The sequence below is a fragment of the Pseudoalteromonas byunsanensis genome (genome assembly GCF_001854475.1).
GTDB lineage: Bacteria > Pseudomonadota > Gammaproteobacteria > Enterobacterales > Alteromonadaceae > Pseudoalteromonas > Pseudoalteromonas byunsanensis.
Window position 1 is genome coordinate 1 of sequence record NZ_MNAN01000011.1, and the last position, 14431, is coordinate 14431.

The following is a 14431-nucleotide window of genomic DNA, read 5'->3' on the forward strand; positions in this document are numbered from 1 at the left end:
TAAGTGACCTTTTTTACAGTGTTACTGCAATCTATTGATTATTCAATGATTGTAGCTACAACACCAGCACCTACTGTACGGCCACCTTCACGGATAGCGAAGCGTAAACCTTCGTCCATCGCGATTGGAACGATTAGCTCAACAGTCATCTTGATGTTGTCACCAGGCATTACCATTTCTACGCCTTCTGGTAACTCAACGTTACCTGTTACGTCAGTTGTACGGAAGTAGAACTGTGGACGGTAGCCTTTGAAGAATGGCGTGTGACGACCACCTTCATCTTTAGAAAGTACGTATACTTCTGAAGTGAACTTAGTGTGTGGGTTGATTGAACCAGGCTTACATAGAACCTGACCACGCTCAACTTCGTCACGCTTAGTACCACGTAGTAGTGCACCGATGTTCTCACCCGCACGACCTTCGTCTAGAAGCTTACGGAACATCTCAACACCCGTACAAGTTGTCTTCGTAGTTTCTTTGATACCTACGATTTCAACTTCGTCGTTCACGTTGATGATACCAGCTTCAACACGGCCTGTTACTACTGTACCACGACCCTGGATTGAGAATACGTCTTCGATAGGCATGATGAATGGCTTATCGATGTCACGCTCTGGCTCTGGGATGTAAGTGTCTAGTGCTTCTGCAAGCTCAACGATCTTGTCTTCCCACTCTTTCTCACCTTCTAACGCTTTAAGCGCAGAACCTTGGATTAGAGGTAGGTCATCACCTGGGAAGTCGTACTCAGAAAGAAGTTCACGTACTTCCATCTCTACTAGCTCTAGAAGCTCTTCGTCGTCAACCATGTCACATTTGTTCATGAATACGATGATGTAAGGTACACCAACCTGACGAGAAAGTAGGATGTGCTCACGTGTTTGAGGCATAGGACCGTCAGTAGCAGCAACTACTAGGATCGCGCCGTCCATCTGTGCAGCACCAGTGATCATGTTTTTAACATAGTCAGCGTGTCCTGGACAGTCTACGTGTGCGTAGTGACGAGTTGGTGTATCGTACTCAACGTGTGAAGTTGAGATTGTGATACCACGCTCACGCTCTTCTGGAGCGTTATCGATTGATGCGAAGTCTTTAGCTACACCACCGTATACTTTTGCAAGTACGTTAGTGATTGCTGCTGTTAGAGTTGTTTTACCGTGGTCAACGTGGCCGATTGTACCTACGTTTACGTGCGGTTTTACGCGTTCAAACTTTTCTTTTGCCATGACGGAACCTATCAGTTTTGTGTATCTAGATTACATATAAAAATAACCCGCCATATGCGAGCTAAGCTTATTCTTTCAGTTATTTAATGACAAATCAAAGGAAGTATTTGAGAAGATTCTTAAGACTGGTGCTGATAGGCAGATTTGAACTGCCGACCTCACCCTTACCAAGGGTGCGCTCTACCAACTGAGCTATATCAGCACACCAGAATACTGGAGCGGGCAGCGGGAATCGAACCCGCATCATCAGCTTGGAAGGCTGAGGTAATAGCCATTATACGATGCCCGCTTTAGGAACCTGTTCTTAACTACCTCGAACCGTCAAGAATAAAGTGGTGGAGGGGGCTGGATTCGAACCAGCGAAGGCAGTGCCGTCAGATTTACAGTCTGATCCCTTTGGCCGCTCGGGAACCCCTCCACGAAAAATTCTTTCCTAAAGCATCTGCAGATTGCAGTGTAAAAAATGGTGCCGACTATCCGAGTCGAACGGATGACCTACTGATTACAAGTCAGTTGCTCTACCAACTGAGCTAAGTCGGCACTGCTTTAGTACGGGGCGAGATTCTAGAGCAAGGTTTCGGGCGATGCAACAACAATCTGCAAAAAAATGTGAAAATAATGCTTAAGTGCTCAGATTTACGGCAAAATCGCGCTAAAACATTCAAAGTTGAATGTTTTTACGCCAAAACAGTAACCCCTGAAAGACTAAAAAATCATGAAAGGACGCCTCACATTCTAGCTGTTGGGATATAAATTCACCGTATCCCCCTGCACAAATCACGTTAAGGTCACGTTTATCACACTTTAAACTGGCTATGCCCGCATACACCGCGCCAAGCGTCGCCACCAAGGCACCATTTTTAACCGCATTTGGGGTATTGGTGCCCAACTGTTGAGTAAATGGACTTTGTTCATCACTAAATACTTTTTGGGTATTGCTCACCACACTGTTGACCATCATATCGAGCCCCGGCAGTATCCAACCTCCTAGATGATGACCGCTAGCAGTAAGTACATCAACTTTGGTCGCAGTTCCCGAATCAACAATCACGCAATCTTGTTTAGGATATAAATAGTGACACGCAACAACGGTAAGCCACCGATCGATACCAAGATTTTGATATTGGTTATATGCACAATGTAATTGACCCAGAATTGGCGTCACATAGGCTTGAACAATAGGAATATTCATCTGCTGCGCTTTGGCGGTATAATGTGCCAACTCATCAGACTTACCCACTTGTGCCACCAGCACCTCGCTGATACCTTCCCAAGGGATCTCGTTTTGAGAGATTACCTTGATAGCCTGCTGTTGGGCCAGTGCCAACTTAACCGCTGTATTACCTACATCAATTAATAAGCGCATTAGTTGTCCTTACGCAGTGATATTTCACCGCCAAAATAACTTTTTAATTCACCATCCTGACGTAGCACAATGCCTCCTTGCTCATCTATACCTTCGCACACACCTCGCCATTGGCGCTGCCCAGTACTTAAAGTAACGACCTCACCAGCAAAAGCATTGAGTGCATTCCACGGCGCCCTCATCTCGCCCAAACCACTTTTTTGATATTGCGCCAAGCGAGCAGCTAAACAATGCGTGAGGACGGCAACCAATTGGTTTTTATCAAGTGCTCCAATATGACTAGATAAATCTGTCCAAGGTTGGTCGATATTGGTTGACGCGCCTTCTGGCATAAGCAAATTAATACCAATGCCGATTACCAAGTGACAAGGGCCTTCTACTTGACCATCCAGCTCAACCAATACCCCCGCGAGCTTTTTACCATTGAGGTAAATATCATTGGGCCATTTGAGTGCCACATCCAATTGGTACAAAGATTTAAGCGCATCATATACCGCCAACCCCACAGCAATAGAGACGCCCATGGCCGCTTGCAAACCATCATCTAATCGCCAGTAATAGCTGTAATATAAGTTTGCGCCAAATGGTGATTGCCATGTACGGCCTCGCCTGCCACGACCAGACTGCTGCATTTCAGCCACTAGGATCTGACCAGAAACCATGGGCTGTTTAGCCTGTACACGACGCATTAACTCACTATTGGTTGAGTCAATCACAGGTTCCACTTCAATAGGATTGTGGCATTGTAACTGGGTGAGGTGTTTATTTATCTGGACTTTATCTAACAAAGGGAGGCTGTGATTAAGACTGTAGCCTTTGCCACTGACCGTAAAGATGTCAATGCCCATTTCTTGTAACGAAGCAATATGTTTTGATACCGCAGCACGACTGATCCCCAACTGTTCACCCAGCAATTGCCCCGACACAAACCCGCCTTGATTTAACGCATTGAGAATAGCAAGCTTGTTACCTTGAGGTGCTTTATTCATTCCTAACTCCTTGAATGTGAATTTCATCATGCTGGCCCATTAGCCGCACTTCATGCTCTAAGCGGACTGAAAACTGACGCCAAACATGCTGCTGAATGTATTCTATCATGGAGATCAGATCATCCGAGGTGCCTTGACCTAGGTTCACCAATACCAATGCCTGATGCTGATAGACAGCAATATCACCGATTTGATGACCTTTGAGGCCTAGTTGCTCTATCAACCAGCCTGCCGCGATTTTTTGCTGATGCGGGTCAACATAATACACTGGCATAGTTGTAAAACGTTGTTTGAGCTTTGCCACAGCCTCATTACTGACAATAGGGTTTTTAAAGAAGCTGCCAGCATTGGCCAGTACATTAGGGTCGGGCAACTTACTTTGTCGAATATTGATGACCGTCTCACACACTTGCTTTGCAGTAGGCTGCCTATCTCGAAGAACCTGCAAAGGAGCGTAACTCAACTTCGGCTGCCAGTGCTTATTTAAGCTAAGCCCAACTTGAGTGATCACAAAGCGCCCTTTGCGAGCGTGCTTAAACACCGAATCCCGATAACCAAACTCACATTGCGCGTTATCCAACCTTACGCATTGTTTGGTGTCAATATCGAAACCTTCGACATATTCAATAAATTCTGCTAATTCAACACCATAAGCGCCAATATTTTGCACCGGTGCCGCCCCGACCGTTCCGGGGATTAACGCTAAATTTTCTAGTCCTGCAATATTTTTTTCAAGTAAATGAACAACCAGAGCGTGCCAGTTCTCCCCCGCGGCCACATCTATCAACCAGTCGCTATCACGCTCCTCAATTGATATTCCTCGCAGGGCAATCCTAATCACTGTACCAGCAAAATCATCTACAAAGATGGTGTTGCTTCCCTCTCCGAGTAAACAAAATGGCTTTGAGAAATCGATATCATGGAGCTGCTGCCCATCACTGATAGTCACCAACTGATGGCACTGACAGGGTAAAGCAAATGTATGTAGGGACTGTAAAGCGTGCACTTCATGGCCTTAACGGATAATTTCAATAGTGCTAGTTTACCCGATCACTTCACTGGGCGCATCCATGTGTGATCTTATCACCAAGCATGTTATAACAAGGTCACAAACACTCCATAATAAGCAAGGATTTTATGAAATTAACAGCCTTCGCGACCAGCCTGGCGCTGGCGGGACTCTCACATTCTGTCACAGCAACCCAAGCCGTAGACCAACACACCTACGCCAATCTAGATGACGTTATTTCAACTCACCTACATTTGGATTTGGACGTAGACTTTGCCGATAAACAACTTGAAGGCTTTGTTGAACACACCTTGGAGTGGAAGAATACCAGTGCCCGCACTTTGGTACTGGATACCCGCGATTTAGAAGTTGATAAAGTCATGTACCAAGGCCGCAACGGCCAATGGCATAAAGCCAGCTTTACTCTTGCCAAACGTGATGACGTAAAAGGCGCTAAGCTGACTATACGCTTCAAAGAGCAAGCAAAAAAAGCGCGCGTTTATTACAACAGTTTGCCGCAGGCATCTGGATTACAGTGGCTTACCCCAGTACAGACAGCCAGTAAAACGCACCCATTCATGTACAGTCAGTCTCAAGCTATTCACGCCCGCAGCTGGATCCCAGTGCAAGATACACCGGCCATGCGTGTGACTTACTCTGCGCGCATCAACACCCCAGAGGATGTTCGTGCCGTGATGAGTGCTGACAACTCGGGCGCGCTTATAAAAGACGGTGACTACTGGTTTGATATGCCGCAGGCCATTCCACCGTATTTAATCGCCATTGGTGCGGGTAATCTTGAATATAAAGAGATGTCACACCAAACAGCTATTTTTGCAGAACCACAAATATTAGATGCGTCGGTTGCGGAATTTAATGACACGCAGACCATGATCAACAAAACCAATGCCATGTATGGTGAGTACGCTTGGGGACGTTACGATTTGCTCATGCTGCCGCCAAGCTTCCCTTTTGGCGGGATGGAAAATCCGCGTTTATCCTTTATCACCCCAACAGTGGTTGCCGGTGATAAGAGTCTGGTTAATTTGATAGCCCATGAGCTAGCTCACTCTTGGTCTGGTAATCTGGTCACCAACGCCACTTGGGAAGATTTGTGGTTAAATGAAGGTTTTACTTCGTATGTTGAAAATCGCATCATGGAAGAAGTCTTTGGCCGAGAACGCGCAGTGATGGAGCAAGCGCTAGATGCCGCAGGTTTGCGTGCACTACTGAAAACCATTGCAGCACCAGATACACGTTTGAACCTAAAACTAAATGGTCGCGACCCAGATGACGCGTTCAGTTCTGTACCTTATACCAAAGGTCAACTGTTTTTAATTTATCTAGAAGAACAGTTCGGCCGTGAAAAGTTTGATGTATTTGTCAAAGATTACTTTAAAACATACGCCTTTAAATCTCTAACTACAGCCGAATTTGTTGAGTATTTAAAGAAGAACCTACTAGAGAAATATCCTGGTGTTGTTAGTTTGGAAAAAGCCAAAGAGTGGATCTTTGAACCCGGATTACCAAGTGATGCCCCTAACCCTACCTCGGATGCATTTGACAAAGTAGATGCACACACACAGGCGTGGCTAACTGGCAAGCAAGACTTAAATAGCTTACCTACCGACAGCTGGAGTGTTCACGAGTGGTTGCACTTTATCAACAACCTACCCCGTGATCTTGCACCAACCAAAATGAGTAAATTGGATAAGGCATTCAATTTAACCCAGTCAACCAACGCAGAACGAGCGTTTGCTTGGTACATGCTGGCCGTAGGTAATGGCTATGAAGCCATCTATCCAGCTTTAGATAAGCATCTAACGGGCATTGGCCGACGTAAGTTGATCGTACCTCTATATAAAGCGCTGGTAAAACATGGTAAGCGCGACTGGGCCTATCAGGTATACCAAAATGCACGTCCGGGTTACCACCCATTAGCACAAGGCACGATTGACGCTATATTTGAACAATAAACTGTGCACTAGTTTACAAAATAAGGGCCGCTATTGGCCCTTTATTTTTTCTAAAAATGCTGCTCTTTGCGCCTCACTCGCTTGCTGCCACCAAAACTCCAGCATGGAATAAGCATCAGGATGAGATATGCCTTTGACTGGTTTATGACTTGCTGGCGCACTGCTAAGTGGCACAACAGGGGTTGGTGACTCGATAACCACCTCATCTTTAATAACTTGTCGCTCAGAAGGTAAGCTTGGGCGATTCTTTAAAGTCTTGAGAGCTATAACCTGTGAATTTGGGGTTCGCAGCGAAGCGCTGGGATGCTTTGCAAACTGCTTAGCCAAATCAACCGTCTCTGGGCGTTGAAATACCACCTGATAATCGCCTTCATCTGTGAGTTCAACGACCACCCAAAACGGCTCGGATTCAATCACCTCATGCTCATCATAGTTTAACTCATATAAATCATTGTATTTCATTTTTAATATGTGACGACCCGGCGCTACCTCTAGCTCTGTGACTTTGCTGAACAATGAGTGCTCAACCTCTTGGTCGTTTACTTGCAAAGGGTAGAGCTCAACCGAAAAATTAACCGTTGCACTGTTGGCATACGACAAATTGAGCAATAAAAGTAGCGCAATGAACAAACCGTTTATCTTAACATTCATCCTATATCCTTTAATTTTGTAGCGATCTACATTTGCAGTTTGACAGGCAGTGTAAACTTTGTCATTAGTGTAACCATTCAACCTTAGTATACCCACCATGCCGTTCAATGATTGAAGCCGTGCATGTATTTAGTAGGATCTAACATGACAGATAGCACAATTTTCGACAAAATTATCAATAAAGAAATTCCAGCAGATGTTGTTTACGAAGACGAGCACACGCTTGCCTTTAAAGATATCAACCCACAAGCCCCTTTCCATGTACTGGTGATCCCCAAGCAACGTATTGCTACCATCAACGATGTCAATGAACAGAACGCTCATTTGATTGGCAACTTGTATGTCGTTGCGGCTAAACTCGCAAAGCAGCATGGTTTTGCCGAAGATGGCTACCGCGTGGTAATGAACTGTAACGAACATGGAGGACAAACTGTATACCACATTCACCTACACATGTTGGCAGGACAAGCAATGGGTTGGCCACCATATCAAAATAAGAAAAAAGAACTATTCTAAACTATTCTTTGTTAAGTAATGTAAACAGTTAAGTTATTATACTGGAAAACAAAACTTTACTTATTTCAAAAACTTAACATTTTAATTTGATAATATGTTACTGCTCATGATGTTACCAAGCAGTAACATATAGCAACTACTTCTAGACGTTGATGAAAATACTAATACAAAAGGGCGGAACCTCATGTTAGCATTAAGTCATCAGTTTGAATGAGAGTGTTAGTATCAATGAGCAGTTCTGCCTTTTTGTTATTAGATAAAAATCCAATTAATACCATAGGTATCAACGTTCTTCAGCCATTGCTTAAAACGCAAGGGCTAGAAGTTATTACCAGTACCAACATCGAAGATGTACCGGAAGGGACGAGAATCCTATTTATCGAAACATCACCTAAAGATGCGTGGAATACGCTCAAAGAGCACCTCTCTAAATTACAGGTCAATTGCGACATCGTCCTTTTTAACCTTGATGAAAACCCTGAGCTGGCCAATAGAGCTTTGTTAAGTGGTATTCGTGGCGTTTTTTACACCACTGACAACGCCGATGTGTTGATGAAGGGGATCCGTTTACTGATGGAAAACCAACTGTGGTATCGACGCGAGATAATGTGTAATGCGCTCAATCGTATGTTGCAATTTAACAAAGACGCACTACATAAACTGACGGAAGGTGATATTGAACCTGTAAAACTCACTAAACGAGAAAAAGCAATAATATCTCTGATGAGTAAAGGTGCTAAGAATAAAGAAATTGCGGAAGACCTTAATATCAGCCCGCACACGGTTAAAACACACTTATATAGCGCATTTAGAAAAACCAAATGCCGTAACCGCATCGAATTGCTATCTTGGGCCCAACAAAATATTCCAGACGAAATTCGCTAAGCGCTACATTTATCAACCGTGTTCTTCAAACAGTCGCTTTTGCGGCTGTTTTGCTTCTTTACTCCCCCATCACAAGTCTCTATGCTAATTAACTAAGTGCCTAGCATAATAAATAATAACAAATATGTTTGATCCTAAAACTCTCTACATCACCAGCGCGGCTATGATGGCGATGATGGTATTACTAAACTTCCTCACATGGCGAACGAACAAAGATACACCGGGCACCTTGCTCTATATATTTTATCCTCTGGTTTTATTTGCAGCGGTGATCGGTTTTTCTGTGCACAGCCAGCTGCACTTGTGGCAGAGTATTGGTTTTGCTAATGCATTATTGTTTACGGCTTCAATCATTCACTGCTTCTCAATATCACAATTTCTAAATTACAAAGGTGTCGAGCTTAAGCTGTTTTTGTGTATCACCGCCTTACTATTTTTTGGATTGGTTTACTTCAGTGCATTTGATGACAATTTACGCTATCGCATTTTGGTGTCTGACCTACAACATATTGCAGAAACTATCTTTTTGCTTTATTTGTTCTTACGCTTTGCCCGTCCCCTGTACCCAAACGGAACAATTGTCTACACCATTATCTTATTACTGGTAATGAGCGCATTTACAGCGCGCACGTTTTTAATGGGAGATGTTACCCAATTTAGTCTACTTGATGACAACTGGTTTGTGACTACGCTATTCATTAACGGCGTATTAGCCCCCATATTTTACGCTACAGGCATGGCGCTACTATGTAATGAAAAAAGGGAGTTAAACCTCAACCGACTCACAGAGAAAGCGCAAAAAGATTTAGAGATCCGAGGGCTGTTTCTGTCTACCATTAGCCACGAGATCCGCACACCACTCAATGGTATCTTAGGCAGTGCACAATTAGTGCTAAACCGCACTACTAATCACCGTAACAAGGCTTACTGTGAAGCCATAATTAATTCCGCAGAATCACTTAATTTACTCATAGACAAAGTTTTAGACTACGCCAGTTTAGATCAAAGTGACGAAGCCTTATACGAAGAAGATGTTGAACTAAAAAGCTGGTTAAACAATTTGTGTTTGTTACTAAGTCCACTTGCCGAACAAAAAAAGCTGTCTTTTGAACTAATTTATGATTTACCAGAACAAGCTTGCTACTACTGCGATCAGCAAAAATTAAGGCAGATAGTGATCAATCTAGTTGGCAATGCCATTAAGTTTACCGACAAAGGTAGCGTTAAGATTAGAGTCGAATTGGTTAAAGAAACGAATATGAACCACACAGTACGCTTTAGCGTTATTGATTCTGGCCCAGGAATAGACAAAGAAGATATCGACAAACTAACCGAACCTTATGTACAAAGTAGCGCTGGAAAAATCAAAGGAGGCACGGGACTTGGCTTGGCAATCACCAGCCGTTTACTAGAGCGTTTAGGTTCACAATTGAACATTAACAGTACGGTAGGCCAAGGCAGCGTGTTTAGCTTTGACGTGACCCTAACCCTAGGGGAATTAAGCCTTGTAGAACAACGCCACCACAACCCAGACTGTATTATTGGCCTTAACGTATTACTGGTTGAAGATTTAGACTTAAACCAAAAAATTGCTATTGAGTTTATGGCAGCCGATGAACACAAAGTAAAGCTCGCCACAGATGGTCAAAGTGCCATGACGCTCTTACAGCAGCACCAATTTGACGTCGTATTGTTAGATATGAACCTGCCAGATCTGACAGGTCAAGAGGTCATGCGTAAACTGAAAAATATTGAACATAAGAACAAACGTACGCCATTTCTAGCATTTACCGCCAGCCTCAGCCCTGATGAAATCAAAGAGTATTTAACATTGGGTATCAAAGATATTGTTGGTAAACCTATCAAGCAGGAAAAACTCAGACAAGCACTAAGCGATTCTCAAAGCGCGCAAAAACCAAACATCAGTATAGAGCTGACCGATACATTGTATGATGACACCGCGGTTAACTCACTGAAAAGTGGCTTCAGTGAAGATGAGATCTCTTCGGTTTATAATGAATTTGTATTGTCGGCCCGCAATAAACTTATCCACATCCAGCAATTGGAGGGAGTTAACAACGACCAGTGCATCAAACTACTACATCGCCAAGCGGGCACAGCTTTGCAATTAGGTTTTAATCGCTATGGACTAGCACTGAAAAAAGTTGAACGACGCTTGCTCGATGGTAAGTCCAGTGATGGTGAACTTACGCAAGCAATGAATTTATGGCAACAAAGTTTGGAAGCCTATTTAAGCTTTATAAGAAAGAATACGTTAGGCTAAAACCTGCGAATGTGAGGTGCGTTTGTATGGCGCACCTCACAATGTATTTTCATACTTTTTCATTATCAAATAACATCCCCCCCACCTTATGTGGTGATTTTTTAGACACTATTTTCTCGACGAGAACGAGAATTGTTCTACACTTTCTATCAGCCCGTTATTAGATTGGCACTTATAAAATTGGTAACAAGGAATATGTTATGCGCAACTTTATCAAGCATATCACCACGCTTAACTTAACGAAAAAACTCACGATTGCGTTTTTGTTGGTTGCACTGATCCCCACCGCAGGTATCATTGCCATTGCACTGTATCACTCATCTTCTGCACTTCAGGCTCAGTCATATGCACAGCTTGGTGCTGTCAGCGAAGTTAAAAAAAATGCCGTCCTTAGGCACTTTGATGGTGTACGAGATAAACTACAAATGCTGACCATCAATCCGCATACAGCCAAAGCCGCCGAATCTTTTACCTATGCCATTGCCAATTTAGATGCACCTACTCATATTCCGCAGAGCTTAAATAACTTTTATCAAACCCAGTTTACTAATAAGTTCATCGCTGAAAATCCGAATACTCCACCACCTACGGGACTACTAGATACCCTCACTCCAGAAGGGATTGAACTGCAAACACGGTACATAGCAAACAATACCTACCCTTTGGGCGAAAAGTCACGACTGATCAGTACTGGGCATTTAGATAGTTATGATTTGGCTCATCGAGAATTTCATCAGTATTTCACTGAAATCTCGAATATCTCTGAGCTATACGATTTGTTTATAATCGATAACGATACAGGTATCGTCGCTTACTCTGTTTTCAAAGAGCTCGATTTTGCGACTTCTTTAATTGACGGCCCCTATGCCGATAGTAATTTAGCTAAAGTGTTTAATGCCGCTAAAAGGCTTGAAGGTGATCAGACATATGCGTTTGTTGACTATGAACCTTACCTCCCCTCTTACAACGCTCCCGCCAGCTTTATTGCCGCTCCCATTGAGATTGAGGGCACCGCTGGAGCGACATTGGTGTTTCAGCTCTCGGTGACTGCCTTAAACAGTATTATGACTGAAAGAGAAGGACTTGGAGAAAGTGGTGAAACCTATTTGGTTGGCCCTGAAGGGCTCATGCGTTCTGATTCATATTTAGACCCACTCAACCACTCTGTGGTTAATTCATTTAAAAACCCACAAAAGGGTAGCATTAATACAGAGTCTTACCGCCTAGCTATCGCAGGCCAGGCAGGGCAAAAACTTATCACCGACTACAATGGCCATAGCGTGCTTTCAGCATATACACCTATCAACATTATGGGCGTGCAATGGGCACTGTTATCAGAAATAGACGAAACAGAGGCTTTTGCAGCCGTAAAGCAGCTTACTCAAGTGCTAGCAATCGTGCTGCTTGGATGCATCACTGTCATCATCATCGCTGCGCTATGGTTTGCAAAAACACTCACAAAACCTGTTCATGCATTGGTTTCAACCATGCGCCGGGTTGAGCACGAAGGAGACTTCTCATTACGAGCTCCAATTTCTTCCAGTGATGAAATTGGGGAGTCCGCTCAAGCATTCAATTCAATGCTAGACGCGCTGCAAGTTTCTTTAACTGCAACCAACCGTGTTATGAACAAAATGGCCGACGGCTGTTTTTCTGACCGCATAAAAGTTGAATGTAAAGGCGAGCTGGATGTACTAAAGCAAGCAACTAATCATTGTGCAAGTACACTTGATGGTGCCATTGGAGAAATTAATAGCATCATTAAATCAATGTCTGAAGGACATTTTGATGGCCAAATACATGCAACTATGTCAGGGGATCTCGCCAAACTCAAAGACAACGTGAACCATTCTCTTTATTCGCTGGATAACACCATGAACGCCATCGTTCATGTCATGAAAAACGTTGAACAAGGCAACTTCAAGGAGCAAATAAACGTAGAAGCGGGCGGTAAATTAGAACAGTTAAAGAGCTGCGTAAATAATTCCGTGCAAAGTTTATCTGGCGCTGTCGACGATGTAAGTAAAGTAATGAACGCTATTCGTAACGGTGATCTAACCAAGCGCATTAGCCTACCGCTACAAGGGCAATTAGAAATACTAAAGGATGATATTAATTTCAGCGTGACCAACCTTGCCGACGTGATTGAAGACATTTGCAGTGTCATGGCCTCTGTCAGTCAGGGAGATTTTAAGCATGCTGTAACATGCGAGGCAAGTGGCCAACTTGGTAAACTTAAAAAAGATATCAACCTGTCAATCGAGTCTCTTGATGTGGCCGTCAGCGAGATTTCATCAGTTATGACGGCTATCAGCTATGGTCGCTTTGACCGAACCATCGAATCCTCAATGAAAGGTCAGCTACATTCTCTCAAGACGGATATCAATCGCTCGGTCAATAACCTTAGCCAAGTTATCGCCGAGTTAGGTAGTGTTATGGCCGCCATGTGTGAGGGTAACTTTAGCCTCCAAATAAATTCAGATTTACAAGGCCAGTTATTGCAACTCAAAGGCGATGTAAATGGCTCAATTGCCGTTATCAACGACGCCATAAGCGAAGTAACTCAGGTTTTAAGCGCTTTAGCTAAAGGCGATTTAACACACACCATCGACGGCAACTATAACGGTGTTTTCCATACCCTAAAAAGCGACGTAAACGCCACTATCGCCAAGTTAACTGAGGTCATTGAAAGCATTCAACGTACCGCTCATAACGTGTCACAAAGCGCCGCTGAAATAGCCGACAGCAACACCGAGATCAGCGCACGCACAGAAGAGCAAGCGGCTAACTTAGAAGAAGCCAGCGCCAGCACCAGTCAGATGCTGGAGTCATTAACCCAAGTCTCAAAACAATCCGGTTCTGCCGTTAAACTGGCTCATAATGCTGAAGAAACAGCCAAAGAAGGTGGAGAGCTTTCGAATGAAACAGTTATTGCCATTAATGAAGTAGACAAGGCCAGCAAAAATATTAACGAAATTGTCTCTGTAATTGATGGGTTAGCGTTTCAAACCAACTTACTGGCACTCAACGCTGCCGTTGAAGCGGCACGAGCAGGAGAGAACGGCAAAGGTTTTGCGGTTGTTGCGAATGAAGTCAGGGAGTTGGCCGGTCGAAGCGCTGCCTCCGCCAAGCAAATCAAAGATATCATCGCCAATAGTAATGAGAAAGTTGGACAAGGAATTGAAATGGCCAATAGCTCAGGGTTGAAGCTTGAACAAATCGTCTCAGCGGTCTTGGAAGTCAGTGAAACCATAGTGAAAATCAACAGCTCTACCAACAGTCAACAACATGCCATCAAAGAAGTTGATCAAGTGGTACAACGACTCACCGACTTAATTCAAGAAAATTCAGCCATTACAGAAGAAACCATGGCCGCAGCCAAACAAATGGCTGAACAATCCTATGAAATGCGTCGTCTTTTAGACTATTTCAATTTAGCCAAAGACACACCTCAAGCGACTTTGCTGGTGCATCAGTTCAACGCTTCTTAATAGACGCCCTCACTTTTTAGCATTACTAAAAGTGAGGGACT

The 14431-nt window shown here is 43.7% G+C and carries 10 protein-coding genes and 4 tRNA genes; 5 read left to right on the forward strand and 9 right to left on the reverse strand.

The window, feature by feature from the left end:
• Positions 1 to 38: 38 nt before the first annotated feature.
• The 8 genes from tuf to murB form a co-directional block, all read right to left on the reverse strand.
• Positions 39 to 1223: an elongation factor Tu gene (gene tuf / locus BIW53_RS01665; protein WP_070989959.1), complete on the reverse strand. Its 1185-nt coding sequence runs from the start codon at positions 1221 to 1223 to the stop codon at positions 39 to 41.
• Between the two features lie 126 nt (positions 1224 to 1349).
• Positions 1350 to 1425, reverse strand: a tRNA-Thr gene (locus BIW53_RS01670).
• A gap of 12 nt (positions 1426 to 1437) precedes the next feature.
• Positions 1438 to 1512 (reverse strand) — tRNA-Gly (locus tag BIW53_RS01675).
• 44 nt (positions 1513 to 1556) lie between these two features.
• Positions 1557 to 1641: transfer RNA gene (locus BIW53_RS01680), tRNA-Tyr, on the reverse strand.
• Between the two features lie 46 nt (positions 1642 to 1687).
• A tRNA-Thr gene (locus BIW53_RS01685) sits at positions 1688 to 1763 on the reverse strand.
• 121 nt (positions 1764 to 1884) lie between these two features.
• The gene (locus BIW53_RS01690; protein ID WP_070990027.1) at positions 1885 to 2589 is read right to left on the reverse strand and encodes a type III pantothenate kinase; all 705 of its coding nucleotides are present in this window, start codon (positions 2587 to 2589) and stop codon (positions 1885 to 1887) included.
• Complete coding sequence (birA, locus tag BIW53_RS01695; protein WP_070990029.1) at positions 2589 to 3578, reverse strand: bifunctional biotin--[acetyl-CoA-carboxylase] ligase/biotin operon repressor BirA; 990 nt, start codon at positions 3576 to 3578, stop codon at positions 2589 to 2591. Before birA ends, BIW53_RS01690 begins: the two co-directional genes overlap by 1 nt.
• Positions 3571 to 4584 carry a UDP-N-acetylmuramate dehydrogenase gene (gene murB / locus BIW53_RS01700; RefSeq protein WP_070990031.1) on the reverse strand — a complete coding sequence of 338 codons (1014 nt, stop codon included), beginning with the start codon at positions 4582 to 4584 and terminating at the stop codon, positions 3571 to 3573. Before murB ends, birA begins: the two co-directional genes overlap by 8 nt.
• A gap of 131 nt (positions 4585 to 4715) precedes the next feature.
• Between murB and BIW53_RS01705 the strand changes: the two genes are divergently transcribed.
• Entirely contained in the window at positions 4716 to 6563 is a 1848-nt protein-coding gene (locus BIW53_RS01705; protein ID WP_070990033.1) for a M1 family metallopeptidase, read from the forward strand.
• 30 nt (positions 6564 to 6593) lie between these two features.
• Here BIW53_RS01705 and BIW53_RS01710 read toward each other — a convergent pair whose 3' ends face one another.
• Positions 6594 to 7214 carry a DUF2057 domain-containing protein gene (locus tag BIW53_RS01710; protein ID WP_070990035.1) on the reverse strand — a complete coding sequence of 207 codons (621 nt, stop codon included), beginning with the start codon at positions 7212 to 7214 and terminating at the stop codon, positions 6594 to 6596.
• 144 nt (positions 7215 to 7358) lie between these two features.
• Between BIW53_RS01710 and BIW53_RS01715 the strand changes: the two genes are divergently transcribed.
• The 4 genes from BIW53_RS01715 (at position 7359) to BIW53_RS01730 (ending at position 14390) form a co-directional block, all read left to right on the forward strand.
• The gene (locus tag BIW53_RS01715) at positions 7359 to 7730 is read left to right on the forward strand and encodes a histidine triad nucleotide-binding protein (RefSeq protein WP_070990037.1); all 372 of its coding nucleotides are present in this window, start codon (positions 7359 to 7361) and stop codon (positions 7728 to 7730) included.
• A gap of 228 nt (positions 7731 to 7958) precedes the next feature.
• Positions 7959 to 8615 carry a helix-turn-helix transcriptional regulator gene (locus BIW53_RS01720; RefSeq protein WP_070990040.1) on the forward strand — a complete coding sequence of 219 codons (657 nt, stop codon included), beginning with the start codon at positions 7959 to 7961 and terminating at the stop codon, positions 8613 to 8615.
• Positions 8616 to 8739: 124 nt separating this feature from the next.
• A complete protein-coding gene (locus BIW53_RS01725; protein WP_070990042.1) occupies positions 8740 to 10899 on the forward strand; it encodes an ATP-binding protein in 2160 nt (719 codons plus the stop codon).
• 200 nt (positions 10900 to 11099) lie between these two features.
• On the forward strand, positions 11100 to 14390 hold the full coding sequence (locus tag BIW53_RS01730) for a methyl-accepting chemotaxis protein (RefSeq protein ID WP_070990045.1): 3291 nt from the start codon (positions 11100 to 11102) through the stop codon (positions 14388 to 14390).
• Positions 14391 to 14431: the final 41 nt, after the last annotated feature.

Bases quoted from the DNA above. Each gene is read 5' to 3' on its own strand.
- BIW53_RS01730 (WP_070990045.1), top strand. From the start codon at position 11,100: ATGCGCAACTTTATCAAGCATATCACCACGCTTAACTTAACGAAAAAA.
- BIW53_RS01715 (WP_070990037.1), top strand. From the start codon at position 7,359: ATGACAGATAGCACAATTTTCGACAAAATTATCAATAAAGAAATTCCA.
- BIW53_RS01720 (WP_070990040.1), top strand. From the start codon at position 7,959: ATGAGCAGTTCTGCCTTTTTGTTATTAGATAAAAATCCAATTAATACC.
- BIW53_RS01725 (WP_070990042.1), top strand. From the start codon at position 8,740: ATGTTTGATCCTAAAACTCTCTACATCACCAGCGCGGCTATGATGGCG.
- BIW53_RS01690 (WP_070990027.1), bottom strand. From the start codon at position 2,589: ATGCGCTTATTAATTGATGTAGGTAATACAGCGGTTAAGTTGGCACTG.
- BIW53_RS01710 (WP_070990035.1), bottom strand. From the start codon at position 7,214: ATGAATGTTAAGATAAACGGTTTGTTCATTGCGCTACTTTTATTGCTC.
- BIW53_RS01705 (WP_070990033.1), top strand. From the start codon at position 4,716: ATGAAATTAACAGCCTTCGCGACCAGCCTGGCGCTGGCGGGACTCTCA.
- tuf (WP_070989959.1), bottom strand. From the start codon at position 1,223: ATGGCAAAAGAAAAGTTTGAACGCGTAAAACCGCACGTAAACGTAGGT.
- birA (WP_070990029.1), bottom strand. From the start codon at position 3,578: ATGAATAAAGCACCTCAAGGTAACAAGCTTGCTATTCTCAATGCGTTA.